This window comes from Runella rosea, assembly GCF_003325355.1.
Taxonomy (GTDB): Bacteria; Bacteroidota; Bacteroidia; order Cytophagales; family Spirosomataceae; genus Runella; species Runella rosea.
Genome location: NZ_CP030850.1, coordinates 6161064 through 6180814, shown reverse-complemented (window position 1 = coordinate 6180814; position 19751 = coordinate 6161064). Strand labels below are relative to the sequence as shown.

The following is a 19751-nucleotide window of genomic DNA, read 5'->3' as shown; positions in this document are numbered from 1 at the left end:
TTTTAACCTATGCTAAAACCATCTTTTTTGTACGTTTCCCTACTCTGCTGTCTTTACGTAAAAGCATCCATAGGTCATCAATTGCCTCTTTTTCTTTCAAATCCTCTTGGCCTCAATCCCCGCGTGCAGGCGTTGGCATTCATGTATCCCGCACAGGCACAACTCATTTTTGATGCAAGCAACGAAGCCAATGCCTATACCGACCAATTTTTTGGGGCAGGGGCACAAAGCCAAAATGACAACAGTTCCAACGCCTTCCGGCATTCGCTCTGGAATGCGCTTGCGGTCAAAAAACTGAAAGATGCCGGTGCGAACGATGCTACGGCCAACGACATTGTCCAGCAATTTACGTCAGCCTATGAATACAATGATGCAGGGACGGCGCTGGTCAAAACGGCCGCTTCGGCCATGGATTTGCACAATAATTTGGTGGGGCGCTCCTTTAAAAACTACACGACCATTAATCAATTGCTGGACAGTCTATTTCTAAAAGCCATTGAACCTAAAGTGATTACGGCTACCCTCAGTCAAATTTTGACGAGCCACAATGCCGATGTCAATACTGCGTGGAATCTGTTAGAAAACACCGACAGTTCCAACTTAGAAGTAAGTCGATTTTTGGTTAGAATTGACCCCTGTACCGTTTCTTTGCTATTGACTCACTCCATCGCCAACACCGTCAAATTTGAGGTCAGCACCTTCATTCAGGCGCAGAATACCCTTTCTTCTACGGCCAAAGTCACCTACGACGCCCAAAATTACGTGTTATTGAATCCAGGATTTAAAGCAGACCAAGGCAGTACCTTTGCTGCGTATGTGGATGGATGCGGCAATAAGTAGGGCTTACATTGGCTGATACCGGGTATCAAATTAGCTCAATCTACCGTAATGGCCACATTTCCCCTTTTATGCCCCTGATCAACATAGCTGTGCGCTTCCACCATCTGCTCCAGTGGGTAGGTTCTGTCAATAACGGGTTTTAATTCCCCTGATTCCACCAGACCTTTGAGAAAATTTAATGCTTCTGCAGAATTCGGGACATTTTCGCTCGTAATGATCCTTTTAGGAGAAGTCAAGGAAACCCACAGCATAGACAAACTTTTGACGGGGTTTGTTACATCAATGAAAATTCCTTTTTCAGCCAAAAATTTGTTACAGATGGAAAAAGGCCATTTATCGACCGCCAAAAAAATCATGTCATACAGTTCAAGTTTTTGGGTAAAATCCTCTTTTGCGTAATCAAGCACCTTGTCGGCCCCCAGCGATTTTACCAACTCCGCATTTTTACCACTGCATACTCCCGTCACGACCGCCCCAAAATAGCGGGCAAGTTGTACAGCATAGGTGCCCACACTGCCCGAAGCGCCATAGACAAGTACCTTTTGACCACGCATAATGTTCCCTTTTTTCAGGAAATGGAGTGCAGTACGTGCCCCGATCGGTATCGCAGCCGCTTCTTCAAATGTACTGTTGGCAGGCTTAATGGCAATCGGCCCATTTTCGGGCAAACATTTATACTGCGCATACGCCCCAAAATCGGCCAAGGTGGCGGCAAAAATCAAGTCCCCTTTTTTAAAGCGTTTAACCTCACTACCGACCGCCTCAATTTCACCCGAGAGTTCAACCCCCAAAATGGGGTTTCGGGGTCGCCTTATGCCAAGTACTATCCGAGCCGGCAACCAGGCAACCGCCGGAACCGTGAAACTTCTCAGCCTATGGTCGGCGGCCGTTACGGTAGTGGCACGCACCCTGACCAGGATTTCATTATTTTTGGGAATAGGTTTCTCCACCTCTTTGATTTGCAGCACATCCGGCGGCCCATATTCTGAACAAATAACAGCTTTCATTATTCTGATTTTTTATTTTAAATCAACAATGAATCAGAATGAATTGCAATTGCTAAATGATGAGAGGTTTGGAGACGTCAATTAACAGCAATAATAAAGGAAGAGAAATATTTTATTTAACAAAAACCGAAAAAGCTGTTTTTTTCAGGAGTGAGGCAACCCTTCCGGTCTTTTCTGCATTTCCTGTATTGAAACCTAACATCATTCTCTGTGTATCGCTGGCAAAAGGTCGTTGAAATGTGCAAAGAAAATAACCGCTTCGCGCAGAATCGGTTGTATGAAGCCTTTGCAGGACGATTGTTTCGGCTTTGTATGCGCTACGTGCAACAACAGGAAGAAGCTGAAGAAGTGTTAATGAACGGATTTTTGAATTTTTTTCGAGGTTTACCCGATTTTGAATACCGCGACGACAACAGTCTGGAAGTGTGGCTCAAGCGCATCATGGTCAACGAATCCCTGATGCACCTGCGGCAACGAAAAGCCCTCCCTGTTTTTGCCGATTCCAACGAAGCGGAAGTTGGGTTGTATATCCCCGATCATCCCATTGACACGGAGGCCATTTATGCGGCCATTTTGGAATTGCCTACGGGCTATCGAACCGTTTTCAATCTATACATCGTAGAAGGATACACGCACGAGGAAATCGCCAAGCAGTTGAATATCAACATCGGAACGTCAAAATCCCAACTCAGCAAAGCACGAGCCATGCTACAACAACTTTTAAAACAACGAGGGTATGAACAATACGGAACAGTTTGACGAATGGATTCGCGGGGAAATGGACAGCCTCGACAGCTCGCCCGAAAATTTTCGGCAAGGTGATATTTGGCAAAAACTCCAAACAGAACTGCATGCCGTTCCCGAAAAGAAAACCTCTTTTTTTACAGGAATAGGCACCCACCTGAGGGCTTTTGATTACCGCATCGCAGCGGCGGTGGCGTTGTTGCTTTTGGCAGGGGGGACTTGGTGGAAAGTGGCCCCAATTGCAGATCCGATAGCTGTCGATCAAGCAATAGCGAAAATACAAACGGTTCCTCCATTAAAGAAAAAGCAGTCTTTGCTTGCTGCCGACCATCTTCTGAAAAAAGAAGAAGTATCGAAAAAAAGACATTTATTATCTCACAAACAGCCAAAAGAAAAATTGCCGGAAGCTAGCCTTTCTCGCGTCTTAAACTTGCCTGAAACCCACAAAAACGTCGGCAAGGTTTTGAACGGCAGGCGCCAAGCCCTTGCCGACGTTCCCCCCGCCACTGTCTCCGAAATACCAATTGCTGTTACGGTTGCTCAATTCCCCGAGATTATTCTACCAGCACCAACTGAGCCATTGGCGGCAAAAACAGCTCCGAAACCCAGGTTCAAAATCATTCATGCCAATGAATTAGCCGATTATCGAAAAACTGAGATGGCACAAGCAAGGGAAAAAGAAGCAAAGGCCAAAGGGTTTATTGTTATCAACTGGAAAGCCAACGCCACCGATCCATCTGAAAGTACTTTAACTTCCTATTTTAAAAATAAACCATCTAAGGCCGATTAACAGCCATTTTTCAACAAAACGGTGCGGCGTTCCGCAACTCCCGATTACCATGAAAACCCTCCTTACTGCGATGCTCTGCGTGAGCATCTTCAGCCACGCTTTTGCCCAACAATTACCGGGTGTGTTGCCCGGTGCTTTGGACCGCCACAGCAAATACAGCTTTGAGCTAGGGAAAGGCAATAAAATGCTCGCCTACGCCCGCACCGTGCAGGATCTGCAAAAATTTCAAAACATTGATTCTGTACTGATCTTGTTTGCCAAAGAGTATAAAGAGATTAAATCTGCATTGGCAGAAAATACCAATTCACGTATAGCGACCTATAAACTTTTAGAGAATAATCAGCATCAACTTGATCTTACCGAACAGGCTTCCGGCAAGCAACGTTTCCATTTCAGTGCAGGTGCCGGGGAGCCTTTACTCATCAAAGATGTGCAGGATACGCTATTGATCATTCATACTTTTCTTAAACCGATGAAAACAAAATCAGCGGCGGTGCAACTGAATGAGCACTTGTATTTTTGCCTGATAGTCAACCGACTGGAAGACATTGAAACATTGGTCCAAACCGGAATTGTCAATGCTAAAATCCGACAGGCTTTACAGGATGTGGCCAAATACCCGCACCATAATTTGCAGAAAACAGGGTTTCGCTATAATTTGACGTACGGGCCGGATTCAGATACTCCTTCCTTTAAAACGGTCGAAACCCAAAATTCCCCATTTATAGCCATTCACCCATCGGTTGGCTTAGGAGCATTTCGGAATCAGTTAGTACCTAATTTTCAGGCAGACTTTTCTTTTGTACCGAGCAAATACGGCATTATCGGGTACACGTTAGGCTGGCGCGGTCTGTTTTTCACCGAACGCAATGACATTACCCAACGCCTTGGTGCTCAAACCAATAGCTTTGTTCATGCGGGTATCACCATCTACGATTTCAGAAGACCTCAATCTAAGCGCATCAATACCAATCACATTCTTTTTGGAATCTATCTGGGGCATTCGGTGGCGCGTCGGGGAGATATTTTTGACAAAAACACCTGGAATCTTTCCATGACCGTTGCCACCAAAGGAATGTTTAAGATACAACCTGAAATTTATTTCAACGGTTTTTTCAAAAATGTAATGCCGGGAATTCGGGTTCAAGTCGGGCTGTAAAATTGTGGTGACGGTCTATAAATCCCATCACCACAATTCATTATTTAGCCGCGCCCAATTGCCAATCATCCGTTCGAAAGGGTATTGCAGGCAATCCATCTTTATTGAATAAATTAGGAACGGGCGTATCTCGAAACGCAAAACGCACCGCAACGGGTTGACTCACCTTTTCGGAGGTGACTTCAACGGCGTTGTTTTTGACAATTCGTGCTTCGGCTTTATAAAATATACGGTTTGCTCCCGCGACTTCAAACTCTGTCAATGGACCGCCTTTGGCGGCAAGGCCACTTTCGGCGTGGTCAAACGAAACAATGGCTTTGTGTCCGTCTATTTGCAGAGATTTGTATTGCGGGCTTTTGTAGTTTCCGTTTTTCTGATTGTAGGTTTCCGCCAATGCCCAACCGGCCAACCGATTGCCGACCTCTTTTTTATACGCAGGGTGAATGTTGTTCAAATCATCGACCAAATCGGTCACCACCACCATGCCGGATTTCGGAATGTTCATGGCGCGGGTTTGCATTTCCCGCACGGCGGGGGCTTTAAATTCGGTCGTATCACGGTAGTTGAAAGGGGCAATTTGAACGTAATAAAACGGAAAGTCTTTCTGCCATGCGCCCCGCCATGTATCCACCATCAGGTGCATGAGTTGATAGTACGTAGAAGGATAATGACGGTTGGATTCGCCCTGATACCACAACGCTCCCGCAATGGCAAACGGCGTGAGCGGCGCCACCATGCCGTTGTAAATATAACCCGCCTGCCGCGGCCATCCTTTGCTCGGAATCATGGTTTCTGCTGACGTACGGGTGTTGGGAAATAAGTTGACAATGTGCTCCGGAATCCACGACTCAATGTACGAGCCGCCCCACGCCACGTCAATCAGGCCGATGGGCACATTGAGTGACTGGTTGAGTTTTTTGCCAAAGAAATACCCCACGGCGCTGAACCGCTTCAAGGTCAGCGAATCGCAAACCGTCCAAGTTCCTTTGGCATCGGTTTGGGGCGTTTCGGCGGTGAGTTTGGGCATTTTGAAGAAACGAATGTTGGCATTGTAGGCCGTGGGCAACTCAGCCTTTGCGTCTTTTACGCCGTGGTCGGCGCTCCATTCCATGTTGGATTGCCCCGCACACAGCCACACCTCACCCATCAGGACGTTTTCTAGCACAATCCTGTTACGCCCCTGAATCGTCAACGTATGCGGCCCGCCTCCTGCTTTGGGAGTAGCAATGGTTAATTTCCAAACGGCATTTTCGTTGGTCACCACACTGACCGTTTCACTTTGCCAACTTCCCGAAACTGTTACCCTCTCGCCCGGTTGCGCCCATCCCCATACCGTGACTTTGGACTGCTGCTGCAACACCATATTACTGCTGAAAATTGCCGGCAAGTACACATCGGCAACGGCGAAGAGTGGGGAGAGAAAGAGGAGAAGGAAGAGTTTTTTCATTTTTTGAGGGAGGTTTTATAAATCCATAAAACTAAATATATTGAATCAAATTACCTGAGTTTTTTTTGTGCCTCCAAATATTCTTTATATTTCTCATCACTGGCCTTAAAACGCCTCTTAACCCTCTCGTTTTCAATTGATTTATTGAATATATCCTGAATTTCCTCTTTACTTATTAAGGAACTTTTGTTTAAACTTCTTACAAAGAAAATTATAAAATTTCCTAAAATTGCTATGCAATGTGAAATAGGATTTGGAAGAACAGAAATGGAATAAATACCTTCATAAGACATAATATCATTACTGCCAAGAATATAATTATATCCTAATGATTCATACGTTCTGTGAGTAAATTTTGAAAAATATTTATATTCTTGCTCTAACTCTTTTTTCAGGTCCTCTGAAACTGTACTGCCTACATAATTTCTATAAATAAAGTGTCTAGGACTTTCATTATTGAACCAATCACTAAGAGCTTTCTTACTTTTATTATCATTAGTTAAGAAATAAGATACAGTATCTAACACTTCAATTATATCCCTAAAAAACTTTATTGCCATTCTTGCATTTTTTTGAGAAAGAAGTTCTCTGCAATCTCTTAGTGTTTCACAAGAATCGACATGAAGCATCCAAATCGCTTTTTCAAGTGATGTGTCATTTTTGACAAAACTCCTATTTGTCTTCATCAGATGACTAAAAAGACAGTCTAAAACGCTATTGGCTTCTCGAAGAAACTGGTCTTGTGCCTCATATTCATATGGATTTTCAAAAGCCTCATGTGGATCCCGAGTCCAGATGAAATTTAAATTTTTAAGAATATCTTCCATCACATTAGTTTTTTAATTTGTTTGAGTTTAGAATCAGTATTCATTTTTCTTTAGAGCTAAATTAATGTGAATGAAACGATTCATTGATACCACAAAATTTGCTTAGTACTGCGCAACTTTTTTGCGTAGTTGAGAAAAATTTTGGAAATCACTCAAAATATTTTCAAATGTTGTTGATATTTTCTCAGCAACTTCATCTCAAAAACAAAAATCACTCCACCATCTGCCGCTTAAAAAAAGCCCATGCTTCCAGATACACATCAATATCGCGCGGGGAATTGTGTTGGCCGTTCAGTACTTTTAAGAGGGTTACTTCGGGCTTTCCAGGTTCTTTGTACGTATAGCGATCAATGGTGCGGCCGTCGGTTGGGTCGGTATCGGGCAGCGCCTCCATTTTGGGGCTGCCTGCATATCCCGCCAATTCAGACCAATATTTGAACGTTCGGTCGGTAGAGCGAACGAAACCAAGACTAATGCCGTTGGTCAAGACCTCTCCACCAGCGTAGGGGTTGGTGCGGTCGGCTGTACCGTTGACAATCATCACCGGAATCGCCATGCGCTTTTCGGTGCAATCCATGTTATTGGTGTCGGGTAAGTTGGCAATAAGCGCGGTAATGGCTCTGAACTGTTCGGGCATCGTTAGCGCCAACTTATACGCCATGTGCCCGCCGCCCGAAGTGCCCACGGCAAATACTTTTTTAGGATTGATGGCGTATTTTTGCTCGAAATACGTAATCATGGATTGAAAAAAAGCATTGTCGTTGATGTTTTCCATGTTTGCCGCCGACTGCGCCGTTTTCCGACATTCGTTCCAGTATTTTTTATACCCATCAGGATACACCATCAAAATATTTTCATTGGGCGCAACGGCCTCCAATTTCTCGGCTCCGTTTCGTTGGCCACGCCCGTTACCCCCTGAGCCGTGCAAAACAAACAGCAAAGACGCCTGCTTATCGGCAGGTGCTAGAAAATGGAAGGTACGGTAATGGCCTTCAATCAGCACCGAGTCGCTCACCAGTTGGCAGTGGGCAGTATGAGCGAGGAAGATCGAAAAGAGAAGGAATAGTTTTTTTTGCATAATAATGTATTTGTCAGTTAGTAAACAGATGCCTTCAACTCTTTTTTTACGGTTTTCCACGCGGTTTTACGCAGCTGTTTTGCAAAATTAGCGGGTACGTTTTCAGGGACAAAAGTCAGCTTCATTGGCGATTCCTGAAATAGGTAACCATACCAAACCAGCGCCCCCAGATAGCATCCTGCTGGACTTGCGTGGTGCGAATCAAAATTTAATTTTTCTTTATTCCACGCATAACCCACGTGCAGAGAGTTCGTTTGATCAGGAAGTTTGGACATTGCAGGATTTTTAAAATCGAAGTTTTTATCCCGATGGTACGCCCATTTCCGACTGGTACTCATTTGCCAAAAGGCGTCGCCCGTCGGGATGACAGCGGCCTGCAACGATGCCGCGGTGGCGCGGTACGCAGCCCGCAATTTTCCCCACATTTCCTGCTCATTTTTGGCCTCTCCCCCTTCGGTCAGTTGCCCAAAATCGTTAGAATCTGACCGATAGGCCCAGGTTTGATGAAAAACGATGCGGGCATTGGGCTGGAGTTTACGGACGTATTCAAACAGCTTCGTGGCGTAAGGTTCGTACGTGCTCAAATCGGTCGAAATCTTGGAGTATTGTTGAAGCGTTATCACATCCCAAGTTCCTTCTGACAAAAGCATTTTTAGCGATTTCCCTTTGTAGGGCTTTCCTTTTTCATCGTTTGGATTTGCCTCGGCGGCAGCAGCGTGCTCCCAATGGCGTTGCAAAGAGCACCCTCCCAATTCAGCCCTTCCAATGATGAGTTCGTGCCCGCCTTCTTTACTCAATTCAGGCAGAAATTGAGTGGCATTTTGCGAAAAACTATTCCCAATCAAAAATAACCGTAACGGCTGTTTTTGCGCTGAAGCGCATTGGAGAATAAATAAGAAAAATAAAGTTATCGGTAAATGACGAGTGCGTATTGAACGTTTTTGCATACAATATATTTAACTGATAATGAATCCATTGATTAAAAATTCTATTTTCTTACCCCCACTTTCGCCGCCCATTGACGGTATTTTTCGGTTAATTGGGCCACAATTTCGGGGTGAGCTTGCGCCAAATCTTTGGTTTCTGTACGGTCGTTTTCAAGGTCGTAGAGTTCCCATTGGCTTTTGTCTTTCATTCCCACCAACTTCCATTTTCCTTGTCGTATGGCACGGTTGTCAAAATGTTCCCACGCAATATAATCGTGTCCTTTGCGGGTTTTCCCCTGCAAAATGGGCATCAAGCTTTTACCTTCGATGGGTTTAAGGTTCTGTTGGTTCATCGTAAGCGGTTGTTTCACCTGCGCTACGTCCAGAATCGTCGGGAGGAGGTCGATGATGTGCCCAACCTGCGATGTTTGGAATGGCTTTTTTATGACCTTGGGATAATGCACAATCATGGGGGTAGCGATGCCGCCTTCGTGCGTAAACTGTTTATACATCCGGAAAGGGGTATTGCCCAAAGCGGCCCATTCCTTGCTGTATGTGGTGTAGGAGCCTTTTTGGCCTGCCGGCGTTGTCAGCGAAACGGCATACGCCGCCTCGCCTAAATCTTTTTTGGCGCGGGCATCCAACACTTCGGCACAGGCTCCATTGTCAGACAAAAACACAATCATCGTGTTATTGAGCTGTCCGTTGGCGCGCAGTTTTTCGACGATTTTTCCAATGCCTGCATCCATGCGGCTCACCATGGCGGCGTAGGTAGCCATTTTCAAATCCCATTCGTCTTGGTTGGTGGTTTTTTCCCAAGCGGCAATGTCAGCGTCACGTGGGGGCAGCGCGTATTTTTTGCCAAAAAGGCCCATTTTCTGTTGTTTCACAAATCGCTCTTTTCTCAATTCATCCCAACCTCTCCTGTACTTACCCCGAAACTTTTGGATTTCTTCATCGGGCGCGTGCAACGGCCAATGCGGCGCGGTGTAAGCAACGTACATAAAGAAGGGCTGCTTCGTTTTTTCGTTGGACGAAATATACTCCACGGCTTTGTCGCTGATGGCGTCGGTCATGTAAAAATCCTTGGGCAGGGTATACGGCTCGTTGTCTTCCAGCACCAACCGACCGGGCAACACCTCATAATAGCTCGTGGCTCCGCTGATGAGGCCAAAATATTTATCAAAACCGCGCTGCAACGGCCAATCGGCGCGCTCTTCGCCTACGTGCCATTTTCCCGACATAAATGTCTGATAACCTGACGCTTTCAGCACTTCGGCCACGGTGGCAGTTTGCCTACTTAGCCAGCCTTGATATGGGTTTTCTTTCGCACGGTCTTTTACCTTGGTCACCACCATTTCTCCCATTCCTGCCTGATGCGGGTACACCCCCGTCAGCAATGCTGCCCGACTGGGGCAGCAACGGGCCGCATTGTAAAATTGCGTGAATTTGGTTCCATTTTTAGCCAGATTGTCCAAGTGAGGCGTGGGGATTTCAGAACCGTAACAGCCGATGTCGCTAAAACCCATATCATCGGCCATGATGACGATGATGTTGGGCTTAACGGTGGCGGTGGGTGGGCCAAAACTTAATCCGCTCAGGCCCAAGAAAACAAGCGATGCGGTGGTAATTCTATAGTTTGTTTTCATACAAATCGGTTGAAAAAAGACAGGTTTTGAAAAAACTGCATCACACTGTGTGCGGGCCGTTTCTCAAAACCTGCGTGATCATCTTACCCTTACTTTACTTTTACGATAACGGTAGGATCAAAGGGGTACATGCCAAATTTTTCGCCGTAAATCGCTAAACCACCGTTGCCTTCTACCGCCAAACGCAACACCAATTCGCCCGTTTGGATGGCTTTCTGGATGGCTTCATTGGGTACATTTACTTCCAAACGATAGCCGTAGCTACCCGCTTCGCGAAGTTTACGGTTTTGGGGTTGATAGTGCCACGACAATACCCCCCGGTGGTCGGCGGGATCATCGGGCAGGTTGAGTTTTCCCGCTGCTATTCCGTTGAAACTGATGGCGACGTCACTCGGAAACTTAGTTTCATCGGTCATGGGATAAGAATTAGGATTGAGGCTATTATCAAACGTACCGCCGCCAAGCATGTAGTTATCCGCAATTTTCACGTCACCGCTTTTGTCTTTGCCAAACAACTGTTTTGCAGAAGCTTCCATGATGAACGACGCCCCGCTGACGTTGTCGGCTTTTAGGTCGGTCGGCCATTTAATTTTGTATTCAAAATAACCGCTTCCTGCGCCGTTTACTTTCAATCCGTCCAACACATCCCACTGCTTCATTGACCATTTTGCATCGCTAAATTTATTAGGGGCAATGGTCAAAAGTCGTTGTTTCTCTCCACTGGCCGTCACTATTTCTGCGGCTTGTGGTTTTTCTATGATGTACATGTTGAAATTGCGACTCAAGATATTACCGTTGGCATCCTGCAACGTCAGCGCCAACACGGCCACCGATTTTTCGGAAGGCATCACCACGTACAACGGCGCGATTGCCTGCTGAATCCACGGGCTGTACGGGATTTTTTTGGTAAAACTCTGCCACTTTTTGGCCTGCCCAAAAGCATCCCAACCATTCAGTTCCACTTTCAGGGTCAGCTCTTTGCCCAAATCAGTGCGCCCCGTCATCGCCGAAATCGTCAATGGTACTTGCACCACTTCCGTTGGGCGCACGCTGTGTGAAATATCCTGACCCGTTGTGACATAAATATCGGCGTGCAAATCTTTGAGACTCATACCCGGCACGAAGGCATCCAAACCCGTAAATTTTTGGGTACGGTCAAATTTAAAATAGCCGTTCCACTCGTTGATTACGTCGTGGTGCTCGGTATACAACCAGCCCGCCACCAACGGATATTTACGAAACGTATTGACCGAGCGGTGATAATCCCATGTCCAATCCACGTCGCCAGAACTGCCATCATAGCCCCACACGTTGCCAAATTCGGAGTTGATGTTGGGCTGTCTGCCCACTTTATAGCCATTTTCAAAATTAAATGTAGAGCCTTCAAACGTTTTTGTGGTTAGGTTTTTAAGGTAGTCTTCCCATCCGTAGCCAGGTAAGTACTCATGCCACGAGTTGATGTCCGTTTCGGTGTGACCCGCGCCACAGCAGATTGAATTATCTTCAATCAAACGGCTCGGGTCGAGTGCTTTGGCTTTGCGGTACATGCTTGCTACCCACTGCTGGGTTTCGGGTAAGTATCTATCCACTTTTTTGCCGTTTTCTTCTACTTTGGTCTTTAATCCCCAAGTTTCATTGAAGAGAATCCACGAAAAAATGGCGGGGTGATTGAAATCTCGTTTAATGAGTTGGGGCAACACCCGCTCCGATTCAGCCCGGGCTTCGGCGTTGGGTTGTCCCCAGAAATTGGGTAAATCAGACATAATCAACAAACCCATTTTATCTGCCCAATATAACTTACGCGGTACGTCAATTTTGATGTGCGTCCGGATGCCGTTTAAGCCAATATCCTTGGCCAACTTTATCTCATTTTTCATAAACTCATCCGTAGGGAAAGTATAAAAACCCTCTGGATGGTACGATTGGTCAAGCGCGATTTGGAGATAAATCGGCTGATTATTGAGCGCGACATACGGAAAATTAGTACCCGGCAGATTGACCACCGAAATCTTACGCATTCCGAAATAACTTTTAATTTTATCTCCTCCCAAGGTCGCTTCCACTTCGTACAAATGCGGATTTTCTAGCGTCCAGAGTCTAAAATCAGGGATAGAAACCTCAAACGACAGTTGCGTTTGCCCCTTTCCGATGGTTTGAGAAACAGGCGCTGATACACCCGCTATATTCAGTTTCAGCGCCAAATCTTGCGAGGCAGGTTGTGGCAAAGTCGCCGTTACCTGAACCTTCCCTTTATCAATATCGGGCGTAAAATGAAGGGTTTCGAGATAATCATTGGCGCGCGCTTCCAGATAAATGGTTTGCCAAATGCCCCGGGCGTTGCCGTAGCCCTGTTTTCCGTACAAAGCATATTCACGGCGCTTATCATCCACCCGAATCACCAATTTCTGATTTGCGCCTGCCTTTAGGCTGGTGAGAGGAAGTTCAAATTCAAAAGGCACATAGCCACCTTCAAAAGAGCCGAGTTCCTTGCCGCCAAACCAAACGGTGGTTTTGTAATCACTGGCCCCGATGACCACAAAAACGCGTTGGCCCTTCCAGTCTTTGGGAATAGAAATCGTGCGCTGATACCAAGCAATGTCGGCTTCATCTTTTACTCCCGACAGCGGTGCCCCCCACGGAAACGGTACGTGGATGGTCAGGGGGAATTTTTGGGTGCCTTTGCCCCAACCCTGTTTCAGGCCTGCATCTTCTTTATCGAACCGAAACTCCCAGTCGCCGTTGAGGTTGAGCCAATTCGCACGCTCCCAATCAGGACGCGGGTGCTCGGGTAGCGGTATATTGGTTTGGGCAGTAAGGGTCTGCAACCCAAAAAGCAATAAACAAAGATAGATAGAGAAACGAAGCATATAGAATAGATATGTTTATGACAAAAACGCAACTATTATTTAAAGCAATTTTGTCCCTTAAACTAATGCTTTCCTTACATTTGTATCCTTCCTATCAACCTTTAAAAACCAGATGAAAAAATTCCTTAAATGGACGGGGATCACGCTCGTCGCCTTGGTTATTATTTATTTTATCGGCCCCCGTCCCGAAAAAGCCATGTTATCTCCTACCCTCACAAGCGTGACGACCGATGTCGTTCAACTTGAAAAAGACATTCAAGAAACCGAATCACAGTTTGAGCTTAAACCCGACAACGAAGCCCGCATCATTTGGGCCGATACCGCCAAAAAGCAAAAAACCAAGTACAGCATGGTATATATCCACGGTTTTGGGGCCAGTTGGGCAGAAGGCGACCCGATACATAAGCAACTAGCCCAAAAATACGGGTGTAATCTCTATCTGGCCCGCTTGTACGATGCTGGCGTAAAAAGTCCCGACGCATTTCAGAATTTGACTCCCGAAAACTTTCTATCTAGCGCAAAATACGCCATTGCTGTGGCTAAATCCCTCGGCGACAGTGTCATTGTCATCGGGTGCTCGGCAGGTGGATTGCTCAGTTCTTACATTGCTTCAGAACACCCTGACATCAAAGCACTTGTGCTGTATTCGCCTTGCTTCAAAGTCAATGGATTGGAAGTGGCAACGGGGCCTTGGGGCAAGCAATTGTTGCAACTGTTGGGCGGCTCCCACCGCGATCTCACGCATTATACCCCTGAGCGCGCCAATTACTGGCTAACGCGCTACCACACTAACGGCGTGATGACCCTGCAACAGACGATGGACGCCATTGTAAAACCAGAAACGTTTGCCAAAATAAAGATGCCCGTTTTTATGGCGTATTATTACAAAGATGAAGAAAATCAAGACAAAGTAGTGTCGGTGGAAGCCATGCTCAAAGCCTTTGATGAACTGGGAACTCCCGCTGCTCAAAAGCGAAAAGTGGCGTTTCCCAATGCGGGTGAGCACGTAATTGCGTCGCATTTTACTTCCAAAGACTTAGAAGGCGTATTTCGCGAAACGGACATTTTTTTAAAAGAAATCGTCTTTAAATGATGGAAATAAAGCTAAAAAATTCTAAGATTTAATAAAAAGTGAAGATACGCCCAAGGTTTCTAAATCCTTGTGATTTAGTTGGGTAGTTATGTCGTCGTCAACCAGTTGATAAAGAAAAAAAGAAAGTTCCTGAATATCCCATTTACGGACTTGAGCCTCTTTTTGGATGTGCGCAACCAAAAGGTAAACCATTATGCCCACCAAAAATGAAGCAGTGGCCGTTCTTACTTTTGTATATCCTACGATAATACCTACGATGGAACTTTTCTGACTAGGCAACATGCCCGCTAACATTTGGTCTCCTTCGCGGGACATTTCATGCAGAAACTCTGCCGTAGGCAAACGATGAAAACACTCGCTGTCAACCACCGCTTTCATAATTTTGCCAGTTGCAAGTTGTTTACCGATGGTGTAAGTCATTTGTTTGGCGATGCAAACCGACAAACATTCAAGTGACAACTCAAACACTTGTTTAATTTTAGGAAACGATTCGTTGGTTGTTTCACTTACACAAGCGGAAAACGCTGGTGCTTGATAAAAATCATTTATATCAACGATGGATTGCTTCATGGGAAAATAACCGATTGGTTGTGCCAATTAGACTTGACACTTTCCAATAGGTCACTTCCCAGAAGCACAGGCAGTTGTGATTTACAACATCCCGAAGTTATTCAAATAGTCAGTGATGGATTTGCGAATCACCTCGTGGGCTTCTTCTCTACCATACACGTTGGCGATTTCGCAGGTCATCGGCTCGCCTGGTAAGTTTTTATACGTCAAAAAGTAGTGTTGCAAACGGTTCACCACACTTTGGGGCAAATCTGCGATGTCTTTGTATTTTCCGTACAAAAGGTCGTCTTTCAAGACCGCAATGATTTTATCGTCGGCCTCACCTTTGTCAATCAGCCGCAAACCGCCGATGGGAATGGCCTGACAAATGATATCACCGTGGGGGATGGTGCTTTCGCAAAGCACGCAAATATCAAGCGGGTCGCCGTCGCCTTCTTTGATGTCGCTACGGCCAGATTGCTGGCGGGCAAACTCCGCGATGGCATCGCCGCAGTAGGTTTTGGGCACAAAGCCGTACAGCGCCGGAACAATATTTGAATATTTCTGAGGGCGGTCAATTTTAAGGTAACCCGTCAGTTTATCAATTTCGTATTTAACCGTGTCGGTCGGGACAATTTCAATAAAGGTTGTCACGACTTCAGGGGCCTTTTCCCCGATGGGGATTCCGTGCCAAGGGTGCGATTTATAGACTGTTTTCATTTGTTAAATTGAATCTTTAGACAAACATTGGAAAATTTTGGAGAATTACCGACTTTGCATCGGTAAAAATCCAAATGATTAGTGAAATAACCGCATTCACCGTGCTTCAAAAAAACAAATTACGCCTATTTTTACTTTTTTCTGAGGTTCCTCCATCGTGCGTTTTAAAGAGGAAAAATAAGCGTCAATCACACGGTGTAGCTTTTGTACTTTAACCTTTATCAAACCAAGCCCCCACTTTTTTTCATCAATTCTAAAAATCAATGAGCGAACTAAAAGTACCAACCATGGCCGAAATGGCCGCCGCTGGCGAAACCCCCGAAGTGTTGTTTTGGGTCGGCTGTGCGGGCTCCTTCGACGACCGTTATAAAAAAGTGACCATTGCTTTTGTCAAAATCCTGAACAAAGTAGGGATAAAATTTGCCGTGCTGGGCACCGAAGAAGGTTGCACTGGCGACCCCGCCCGCCGCGCTGGCAATGAGTTTTTGTTTCAGATGCAGGCCATGTCCAACATTCAAGTGTTGGATATGTACGGCATCAAAAAAATCGTAACGGCTTGTCCGCATTGCTTTAACACCCTCAAAAACGAATATCCCGACCTCGGTGGCAACTACGAAGTGATTCACCATTCGGAGTTTTTGCAACAACTCATCAACGCGGGCAAAGTGAAAATCGAAGGTGGTGGTACGTTCAAAGGCCGTAAAATCACGTTTCATGATTCTTGCTACCTCGGCCGCGCCAATGACGTCTACGAGGCACCAAGGGCCGTCCTGGAAGCTTTAGATGCCGATTTGATTGAAATGAAACGCTCCAAAGCCAAAGGTTTGTGCTGCGGCGCGGGCGGCGCGCAGATGTTTAAAGAACCCGAAAAAGGGAAAAAAGACGTAAATATTGAGCGCATTGAAGAAGCCCTCGCCACGGGTGCCGACACAATTGCGGTGGGTTGTCCGTTTTGCATGGTGATGATGAGCGACGGTGTTAAAAACAAAGAAAAAGAAGACTCCGTCAAAGTATTTGACTTGGCGGAACTTGTGGCGCAGGCCGAAGGTTTATAAGAAAGTTAGTGAAATAGTCATTAGGCAGTCATGCAATAGGGACAAAGTAGATATTTATGAACTGGTAGTCAACAACTTGGCAATCAACAACCACACTTGACAACCCTAATTCACCAATCACTAATTCACCAATCACCATTCACTAATCACCATTCACCAATGTATATTCCTTTCGATCAAATAGATTTTGAAGCGCGCGTCTGGATTTATCAGGCAAATCGCCCGCTGACCAACGACGAAGTTGGAACACTCACCGAAACCCTCAAAGCCGCCTTGGACGAGTGGGAAGCCCACGGCATGAAGCTCACAGCGTCGGGAAAAATCTTTCATAATCGGTTTGTTGTCATTGCCGTGGATGAAAGCAAAGAGCTGCCAAGTGGCTGTTCTATCGACAAGTCTGTGCATTGGTTGCAGGAAATCGGCCCGCGTTTGGGCGTCGACTTTTTCGACCGCTCATTGATGTACATCGACGACCGAGGAGAACTTCAAAGCATCCCTGTATCGGGTATTAAAAGCGCGGTTAACGCCGAAGAATTAGCGCCCGACACCACCGTTTTTGACAATACCGTTACCACAAAGTCGCAATGGATGAAACGCTGGAAAGTACGCGCTGATGCCACGTGGCTTAAACGCTATTTTACGGCCCAGCAAGCCTCCTGAGCCATTATTCATCTCAAAATACTATGTGCCATGCTCCAAAGCATGGCATTTTTTATGCCCTATTCACAAAATTTCCCCATTCGAAAAGTGTAGAAATAATTGCCCATTTTATTTATTCCCACCCCCTACACCACCCGCGTGCAAGAAACATAGCACCCTTATTATCAACTCTTTAATCTATATTTATTTGTATTGGCACGACTATTTAAACGATTGCACTTTACTTAAGTAAATCGCTTTTTTATGAAACCAATCATTCGATACACCCTATTTTCGCTTTCTATTTTTATCTTTAACAGTTGTCGTAAGCCAGAAAGAACCGAAGAATTATTGCTGGAAAAGTTACAAGACAAAAAGACGTACGCAACGCTACTTAGCTATTCTCACGCCATCGGAATTGATACCGCACGGGCCGCTAAAAAAGGCCCTTTGGGGTTGTTGGAAGAAATCAGCTATGGCCACAAACCGCGCTATATTCGCTATACTGCAAAGGTTTTACTCCCCGACTCGGCCCGAATTCGTGAAGCGGCTTGGGACGTAGTGGAAGGTAAAAACAAAAACATTGACGACATTCTGGCGCGTTTAGAGCCTTCATTTCCCGTTTATTCTCAACTAAAAAGCCACTACGCCCGATTTATCAAAAACGGGCAGGCCGACAGTGCCGCCATTATTGCCGAGTCGCTCAACGCCTATCGTTGGATGAACCGACAGGCGCAAGGGGCAGAACGCATGGTGCTGGTCAATACGCGTGGTGCGTATTTGAAAGGATTTGACTCAACAGGTGCCCAAAAACTGAGTATGCGGGTGATTGTGGGCAAATCGGATTCTCCCACGCCTGGCATTGATACCTACGCCACCAACATCATTATGTATCCTTACTGGAACGTCCCGACCAACATCGCCCTCCGGGAAATGTTGCCAAAAATCAGGGAGGATGAAGACTATTTGGAAGACAATGGAATGGCCGTTATTGATACCAAAGGCGACAGCGTAGATGCCCGCTCCATCAATTGGGACGAAATCTCGGAAGACAATTTCCAGTATCGTTTTCGGCAAGACAATGGGGAAGATAATTCTCTGGGTTTGATGAAAGTAAACATCAAAAACCCGCTCGCGATTTATTTACACGACACCAATGTTCGTACCCTTTTTGTAAGCGACCAACGCTGGCGAAGCCACGGTTGTGTGCGGTTGCAAAGCCCCGCGCAGTTGGCCAATTTTTTGGCGGGAGAACACCTATTGGATGATGATTTTATCAATGAACCTGTCACCAATCAGAAGCCAAAATCGGATAAACTAAAGCAAAAAGTGCCCGTATTTATTCTGTATCTAGGGGCCGACATCAACGACGCGGGTCAGTTGGTATTTTTCAACGACGTGTATGGTTGGGAACGAAAATCAGTTTGAATTTCTTCCTCCAAACCCGCCAACAGCTTTGAATTTTTGAGGTATGAATTATCGGGATAATACAAAAACAGTCCTGCGCCATTGCACAACAGCGGAATGAGTTTTTTGGTATCGTCTACAGATACGGCTGGGCAGCCTTGACTGCGTCCTAGGCGGCCCGTGCGCCGAATAAACTCCTCGCTTACGTAGTCTGCGCCGTGCATCACAATGGCCCGCTCCAGCGCGCGGTGATTGATATTTTCTTCTAAGCCCTGCAATTTAAGCGATAATCCGTGCTTACCTTGGTAGGTACTCAACGCCCGGTAAAAGCCCAAACTGGATTGGTAAGAAGAATTTTTGTTGGAAAATTGACGGGCAAACTCCTCTCCCGAATTGCGGCCGTGCGCCACGTAGGTATTGTACAAAAGTTTATTTTCCTTTAAATCAATGACGTACAAACGTTTGTGGCGAGAAGATTGACTAAAATCGGCAATGGCAAGAATGGATTTCGTAAACTTTTCCTTTTGAAAACCCGCCCATGCATACCGAAAACCTTCGAGAGAGAGGCCCGCTTCTTTGAGGCGGAGCGAATTATAGACCCGTTGCCATTGGGGCAAAGAATCCGGTTTTTGTTGCGTGGAATCTACCAAATGTTGGGTAGTAAACTGGGAGAATTGTAGAGGATGTTCTAACTTTTGAAAACCAACCAATGCCACAAAAGCAGTTACACAGGCGCTCACTACCAACATCACATTTTTCATCCGTTATTCTTTTTTTAAGTTTTTACTTCACAACTTTACCTTTATTATTTCACGACAGTTTTGAAAAAACACCGCTTTCCGTGGGTTTGGTTCCATCAGTCCATTATATACTCCAACGCGTAGGTGTTTGATTTATGTATAAAAATAGTTCAAAATTGACGATTCTGGCTTAATTTTGACGATAATTCCTCAC

18 protein-coding genes are annotated in these 19751 nt (G+C 45.7%); 8 read left to right on the top strand and 10 right to left on the bottom strand.

Going from position 1 to position 19751, the window contains the following annotated elements:
• Nucleotides 1–9 precede the first annotated feature (9 nt).
• Nucleotides 10–840, top strand: a complete 831-nt coding sequence (locus tag DR864_RS25400) for a DUF6973 domain-containing protein (protein ID WP_162794117.1) — start codon at nt 10–12, stop codon at nt 838–840.
• A 35-nt stretch (nt 841–875) separates the two neighbouring features.
• Here DR864_RS25400 and DR864_RS25395 read toward each other — a convergent pair whose 3' ends face one another.
• Complete coding sequence (locus DR864_RS25395; RefSeq protein WP_114069590.1) at nt 876–1847, bottom strand: NAD(P)-dependent alcohol dehydrogenase; 972 nt, start codon at nt 1845–1847, stop codon at nt 876–878.
• Between the two features lie 210 nt (nt 1848–2057).
• Between DR864_RS25395 and DR864_RS25390 the strand changes: the two genes are divergently transcribed.
• From DR864_RS25390 to DR864_RS25380, 3 genes are read left to right on the top strand one after another with little or no spacing between them, the layout of a single operon-like run.
• Nucleotides 2058–2606 carry an RNA polymerase sigma factor gene (locus DR864_RS25390; protein WP_114069589.1) on the top strand — a complete coding sequence of 183 codons (549 nt, stop codon included), beginning with the start codon at nt 2058–2060 and terminating at the stop codon, nt 2604–2606.
• The gene (locus DR864_RS25385) at nt 2584–3381 is read left to right on the top strand and encodes a hypothetical protein (protein WP_114069588.1); all 798 of its coding nucleotides are present in this window, start codon (nt 2584–2586) and stop codon (nt 3379–3381) included. Before DR864_RS25390 ends, DR864_RS25385 begins: the two co-directional genes overlap by 23 nt.
• 49 nt (nt 3382–3430) lie before the next feature.
• Nucleotides 3431–4540 carry a hypothetical protein gene (locus tag DR864_RS25380; RefSeq protein WP_114069587.1) on the top strand — a complete coding sequence of 370 codons (1110 nt, stop codon included), beginning with the start codon at nt 3431–3433 and terminating at the stop codon, nt 4538–4540.
• Nucleotides 4541–4580: 40 nt separating this feature from the next.
• On the opposite strand, the gene DR864_RS25375 is transcribed toward DR864_RS25380, so the two are convergent.
• The 6 genes from DR864_RS25375 to DR864_RS25350 all read right to left on the bottom strand — a co-directional run bounded on the left by DR864_RS25375 (nt 4581) and on the right by DR864_RS25350 (nt 13334).
• Nucleotides 4581–5987, bottom strand: coding sequence for a sialate O-acetylesterase (locus DR864_RS25375; protein ID WP_114069586.1), 1407 nt, complete (start codon nt 5985–5987; stop codon nt 4581–4583).
• A 50-nt stretch (nt 5988–6037) separates the two neighbouring features.
• Nucleotides 6038–6814: a hypothetical protein gene (locus DR864_RS25370; RefSeq protein WP_114069585.1), complete on the bottom strand. Its 777-nt coding sequence runs from the start codon at nt 6812–6814 to the stop codon at nt 6038–6040.
• A 211-nt stretch (nt 6815–7025) separates the two neighbouring features.
• Nucleotides 7026–7892: a CE1 family esterase gene (locus DR864_RS25365; RefSeq protein ID WP_114069584.1), complete on the bottom strand. Its 867-nt coding sequence runs from the start codon at nt 7890–7892 to the stop codon at nt 7026–7028.
• A gap of 17 nt (nt 7893–7909) precedes the next feature.
• Complete coding sequence (locus tag DR864_RS25360; protein WP_114069583.1) at nt 7910–8839, bottom strand: DUF4886 domain-containing protein; 930 nt, start codon at nt 8837–8839, stop codon at nt 7910–7912.
• Nucleotides 8840–8880: 41 nt separating this feature from the next.
• Nucleotides 8881–10467 (bottom strand): arylsulfatase, encoded by a 1587-nt coding sequence (locus DR864_RS25355; RefSeq protein ID WP_229599475.1) that lies wholly within the window; start codon nt 10465–10467, stop codon nt 8881–8883.
• Nucleotides 10468–10556: 89 nt separating this feature from the next.
• Nucleotides 10557–13334: a glycoside hydrolase family 2 protein gene (locus tag DR864_RS25350; protein ID WP_114069582.1), complete on the bottom strand. Its 2778-nt coding sequence runs from the start codon at nt 13332–13334 to the stop codon at nt 10557–10559.
• Between the two features lie 112 nt (nt 13335–13446).
• On the opposite strand from DR864_RS25350, the gene DR864_RS25345 reads away from it, so the two are divergent.
• Entirely contained in the window at nt 13447–14427 is a 981-nt protein-coding gene (locus DR864_RS25345; RefSeq protein WP_114069581.1) for an alpha/beta hydrolase, read from the top strand.
• 21 nt (nt 14428–14448) lie between these two features.
• Here the strand turns inward: DR864_RS25345 and DR864_RS25340 are convergent, their stop codons facing one another.
• Together DR864_RS25340 and DR864_RS25335 are read right to left on the bottom strand one after the other, a co-directional pair.
• Complete coding sequence (locus DR864_RS25340; protein ID WP_114069580.1) at nt 14449–14997, bottom strand: hypothetical protein; 549 nt, start codon at nt 14995–14997, stop codon at nt 14449–14451.
• Nucleotides 14998–15078: 81 nt separating this feature from the next.
• Entirely contained in the window at nt 15079–15696 is a 618-nt protein-coding gene (locus DR864_RS25335) for an inorganic pyrophosphatase (RefSeq protein ID WP_114069579.1), read from the bottom strand.
• A gap of 263 nt (nt 15697–15959) precedes the next feature.
• Between DR864_RS25335 and DR864_RS25330 the strand changes: the two genes are divergently transcribed.
• The 3 genes from DR864_RS25330 (at nt 15960) to DR864_RS25320 (ending at nt 18818) form a co-directional block, all read left to right on the top strand.
• On the top strand, nt 15960–16751 hold the full coding sequence (locus tag DR864_RS25330; RefSeq protein ID WP_114069578.1) for a (Fe-S)-binding protein: 792 nt from the start codon (nt 15960–15962) through the stop codon (nt 16749–16751).
• Between the two features lie 159 nt (nt 16752–16910).
• Complete coding sequence (locus DR864_RS25325; protein ID WP_114069577.1) at nt 16911–17411, top strand: hypothetical protein; 501 nt, start codon at nt 16911–16913, stop codon at nt 17409–17411.
• Between the two features lie 243 nt (nt 17412–17654).
• Nucleotides 17655–18818, top strand: coding sequence for a L,D-transpeptidase family protein (locus tag DR864_RS25320; RefSeq protein WP_114069576.1), 1164 nt, complete (start codon nt 17655–17657; stop codon nt 18816–18818).
• On the opposite strand, the gene DR864_RS25315 is transcribed toward DR864_RS25320, so the two are convergent.
• The gene (locus DR864_RS25315) at nt 18767–19558 is read right to left on the bottom strand and encodes a murein L,D-transpeptidase catalytic domain family protein (RefSeq protein ID WP_114069575.1); all 792 of its coding nucleotides are present in this window, start codon (nt 19556–19558) and stop codon (nt 18767–18769) included. The two genes, DR864_RS25320 and DR864_RS25315, sit on opposite strands and share 52 nt — an antisense overlap.
• Nucleotides 19559–19751: the final 193 nt, after the last annotated feature.

Bases quoted from the DNA above. Each gene is read 5' to 3' on its own strand.
- DR864_RS25375 (WP_114069586.1), bottom strand. From the start codon at position 5,987: ATGAAAAAACTCTTCCTTCTCCTCTTTCTCTCCCCACTCTTCGCCGTT.
- DR864_RS25380 (WP_114069587.1), top strand. From the start codon at position 3,431: ATGAAAACCCTCCTTACTGCGATGCTCTGCGTGAGCATCTTCAGCCAC.
- DR864_RS25360 (WP_114069583.1), bottom strand. From the start codon at position 8,839: ATGCAAAAACGTTCAATACGCACTCGTCATTTACCGATAACTTTATTT.
- DR864_RS25385 (WP_114069588.1), top strand. From the start codon at position 2,584: ATGAACAATACGGAACAGTTTGACGAATGGATTCGCGGGGAAATGGAC.
- DR864_RS25350 (WP_114069582.1), bottom strand. From the start codon at position 13,334: ATGCTTCGTTTCTCTATCTATCTTTGTTTATTGCTTTTTGGGTTGCAG.
- DR864_RS25340 (WP_114069580.1), bottom strand. From the start codon at position 14,997: ATGAAGCAATCCATCGTTGATATAAATGATTTTTATCAAGCACCAGCG.
- DR864_RS25395 (WP_114069590.1), bottom strand. From the start codon at position 1,847: ATGAAAGCTGTTATTTGTTCAGAATATGGGCCGCCGGATGTGCTGCAA.
- DR864_RS25355 (WP_229599475.1), bottom strand. From the start codon at position 10,467: ATGAAAACAAACTATAGAATTACCACCGCATCGCTTGTTTTCTTGGGC.
- DR864_RS25315 (WP_114069575.1), bottom strand. From the start codon at position 19,558: ATGAAAAATGTGATGTTGGTAGTGAGCGCCTGTGTAACTGCTTTTGTG.
- DR864_RS25325 (WP_114069577.1), top strand. From the start codon at position 16,911: ATGTATATTCCTTTCGATCAAATAGATTTTGAAGCGCGCGTCTGGATT.
- DR864_RS25330 (WP_114069578.1), top strand. From the start codon at position 15,960: ATGAGCGAACTAAAAGTACCAACCATGGCCGAAATGGCCGCCGCTGGC.
- DR864_RS25345 (WP_114069581.1), top strand. From the start codon at position 13,447: ATGAAAAAATTCCTTAAATGGACGGGGATCACGCTCGTCGCCTTGGTT.
- DR864_RS25320 (WP_114069576.1), top strand. From the start codon at position 17,655: ATGAAACCAATCATTCGATACACCCTATTTTCGCTTTCTATTTTTATC.
- DR864_RS25370 (WP_114069585.1), bottom strand. From the start codon at position 6,814: ATGGAAGATATTCTTAAAAATTTAAATTTCATCTGGACTCGGGATCCA.
- DR864_RS25400 (WP_162794117.1), top strand. From the start codon at position 10: ATGCTAAAACCATCTTTTTTGTACGTTTCCCTACTCTGCTGTCTTTAC.
- DR864_RS25335 (WP_114069579.1), bottom strand. From the start codon at position 15,696: ATGAAAACAGTCTATAAATCGCACCCTTGGCACGGAATCCCCATCGGG.
- DR864_RS25365 (WP_114069584.1), bottom strand. From the start codon at position 7,892: ATGCAAAAAAAACTATTCCTTCTCTTTTCGATCTTCCTCGCTCATACT.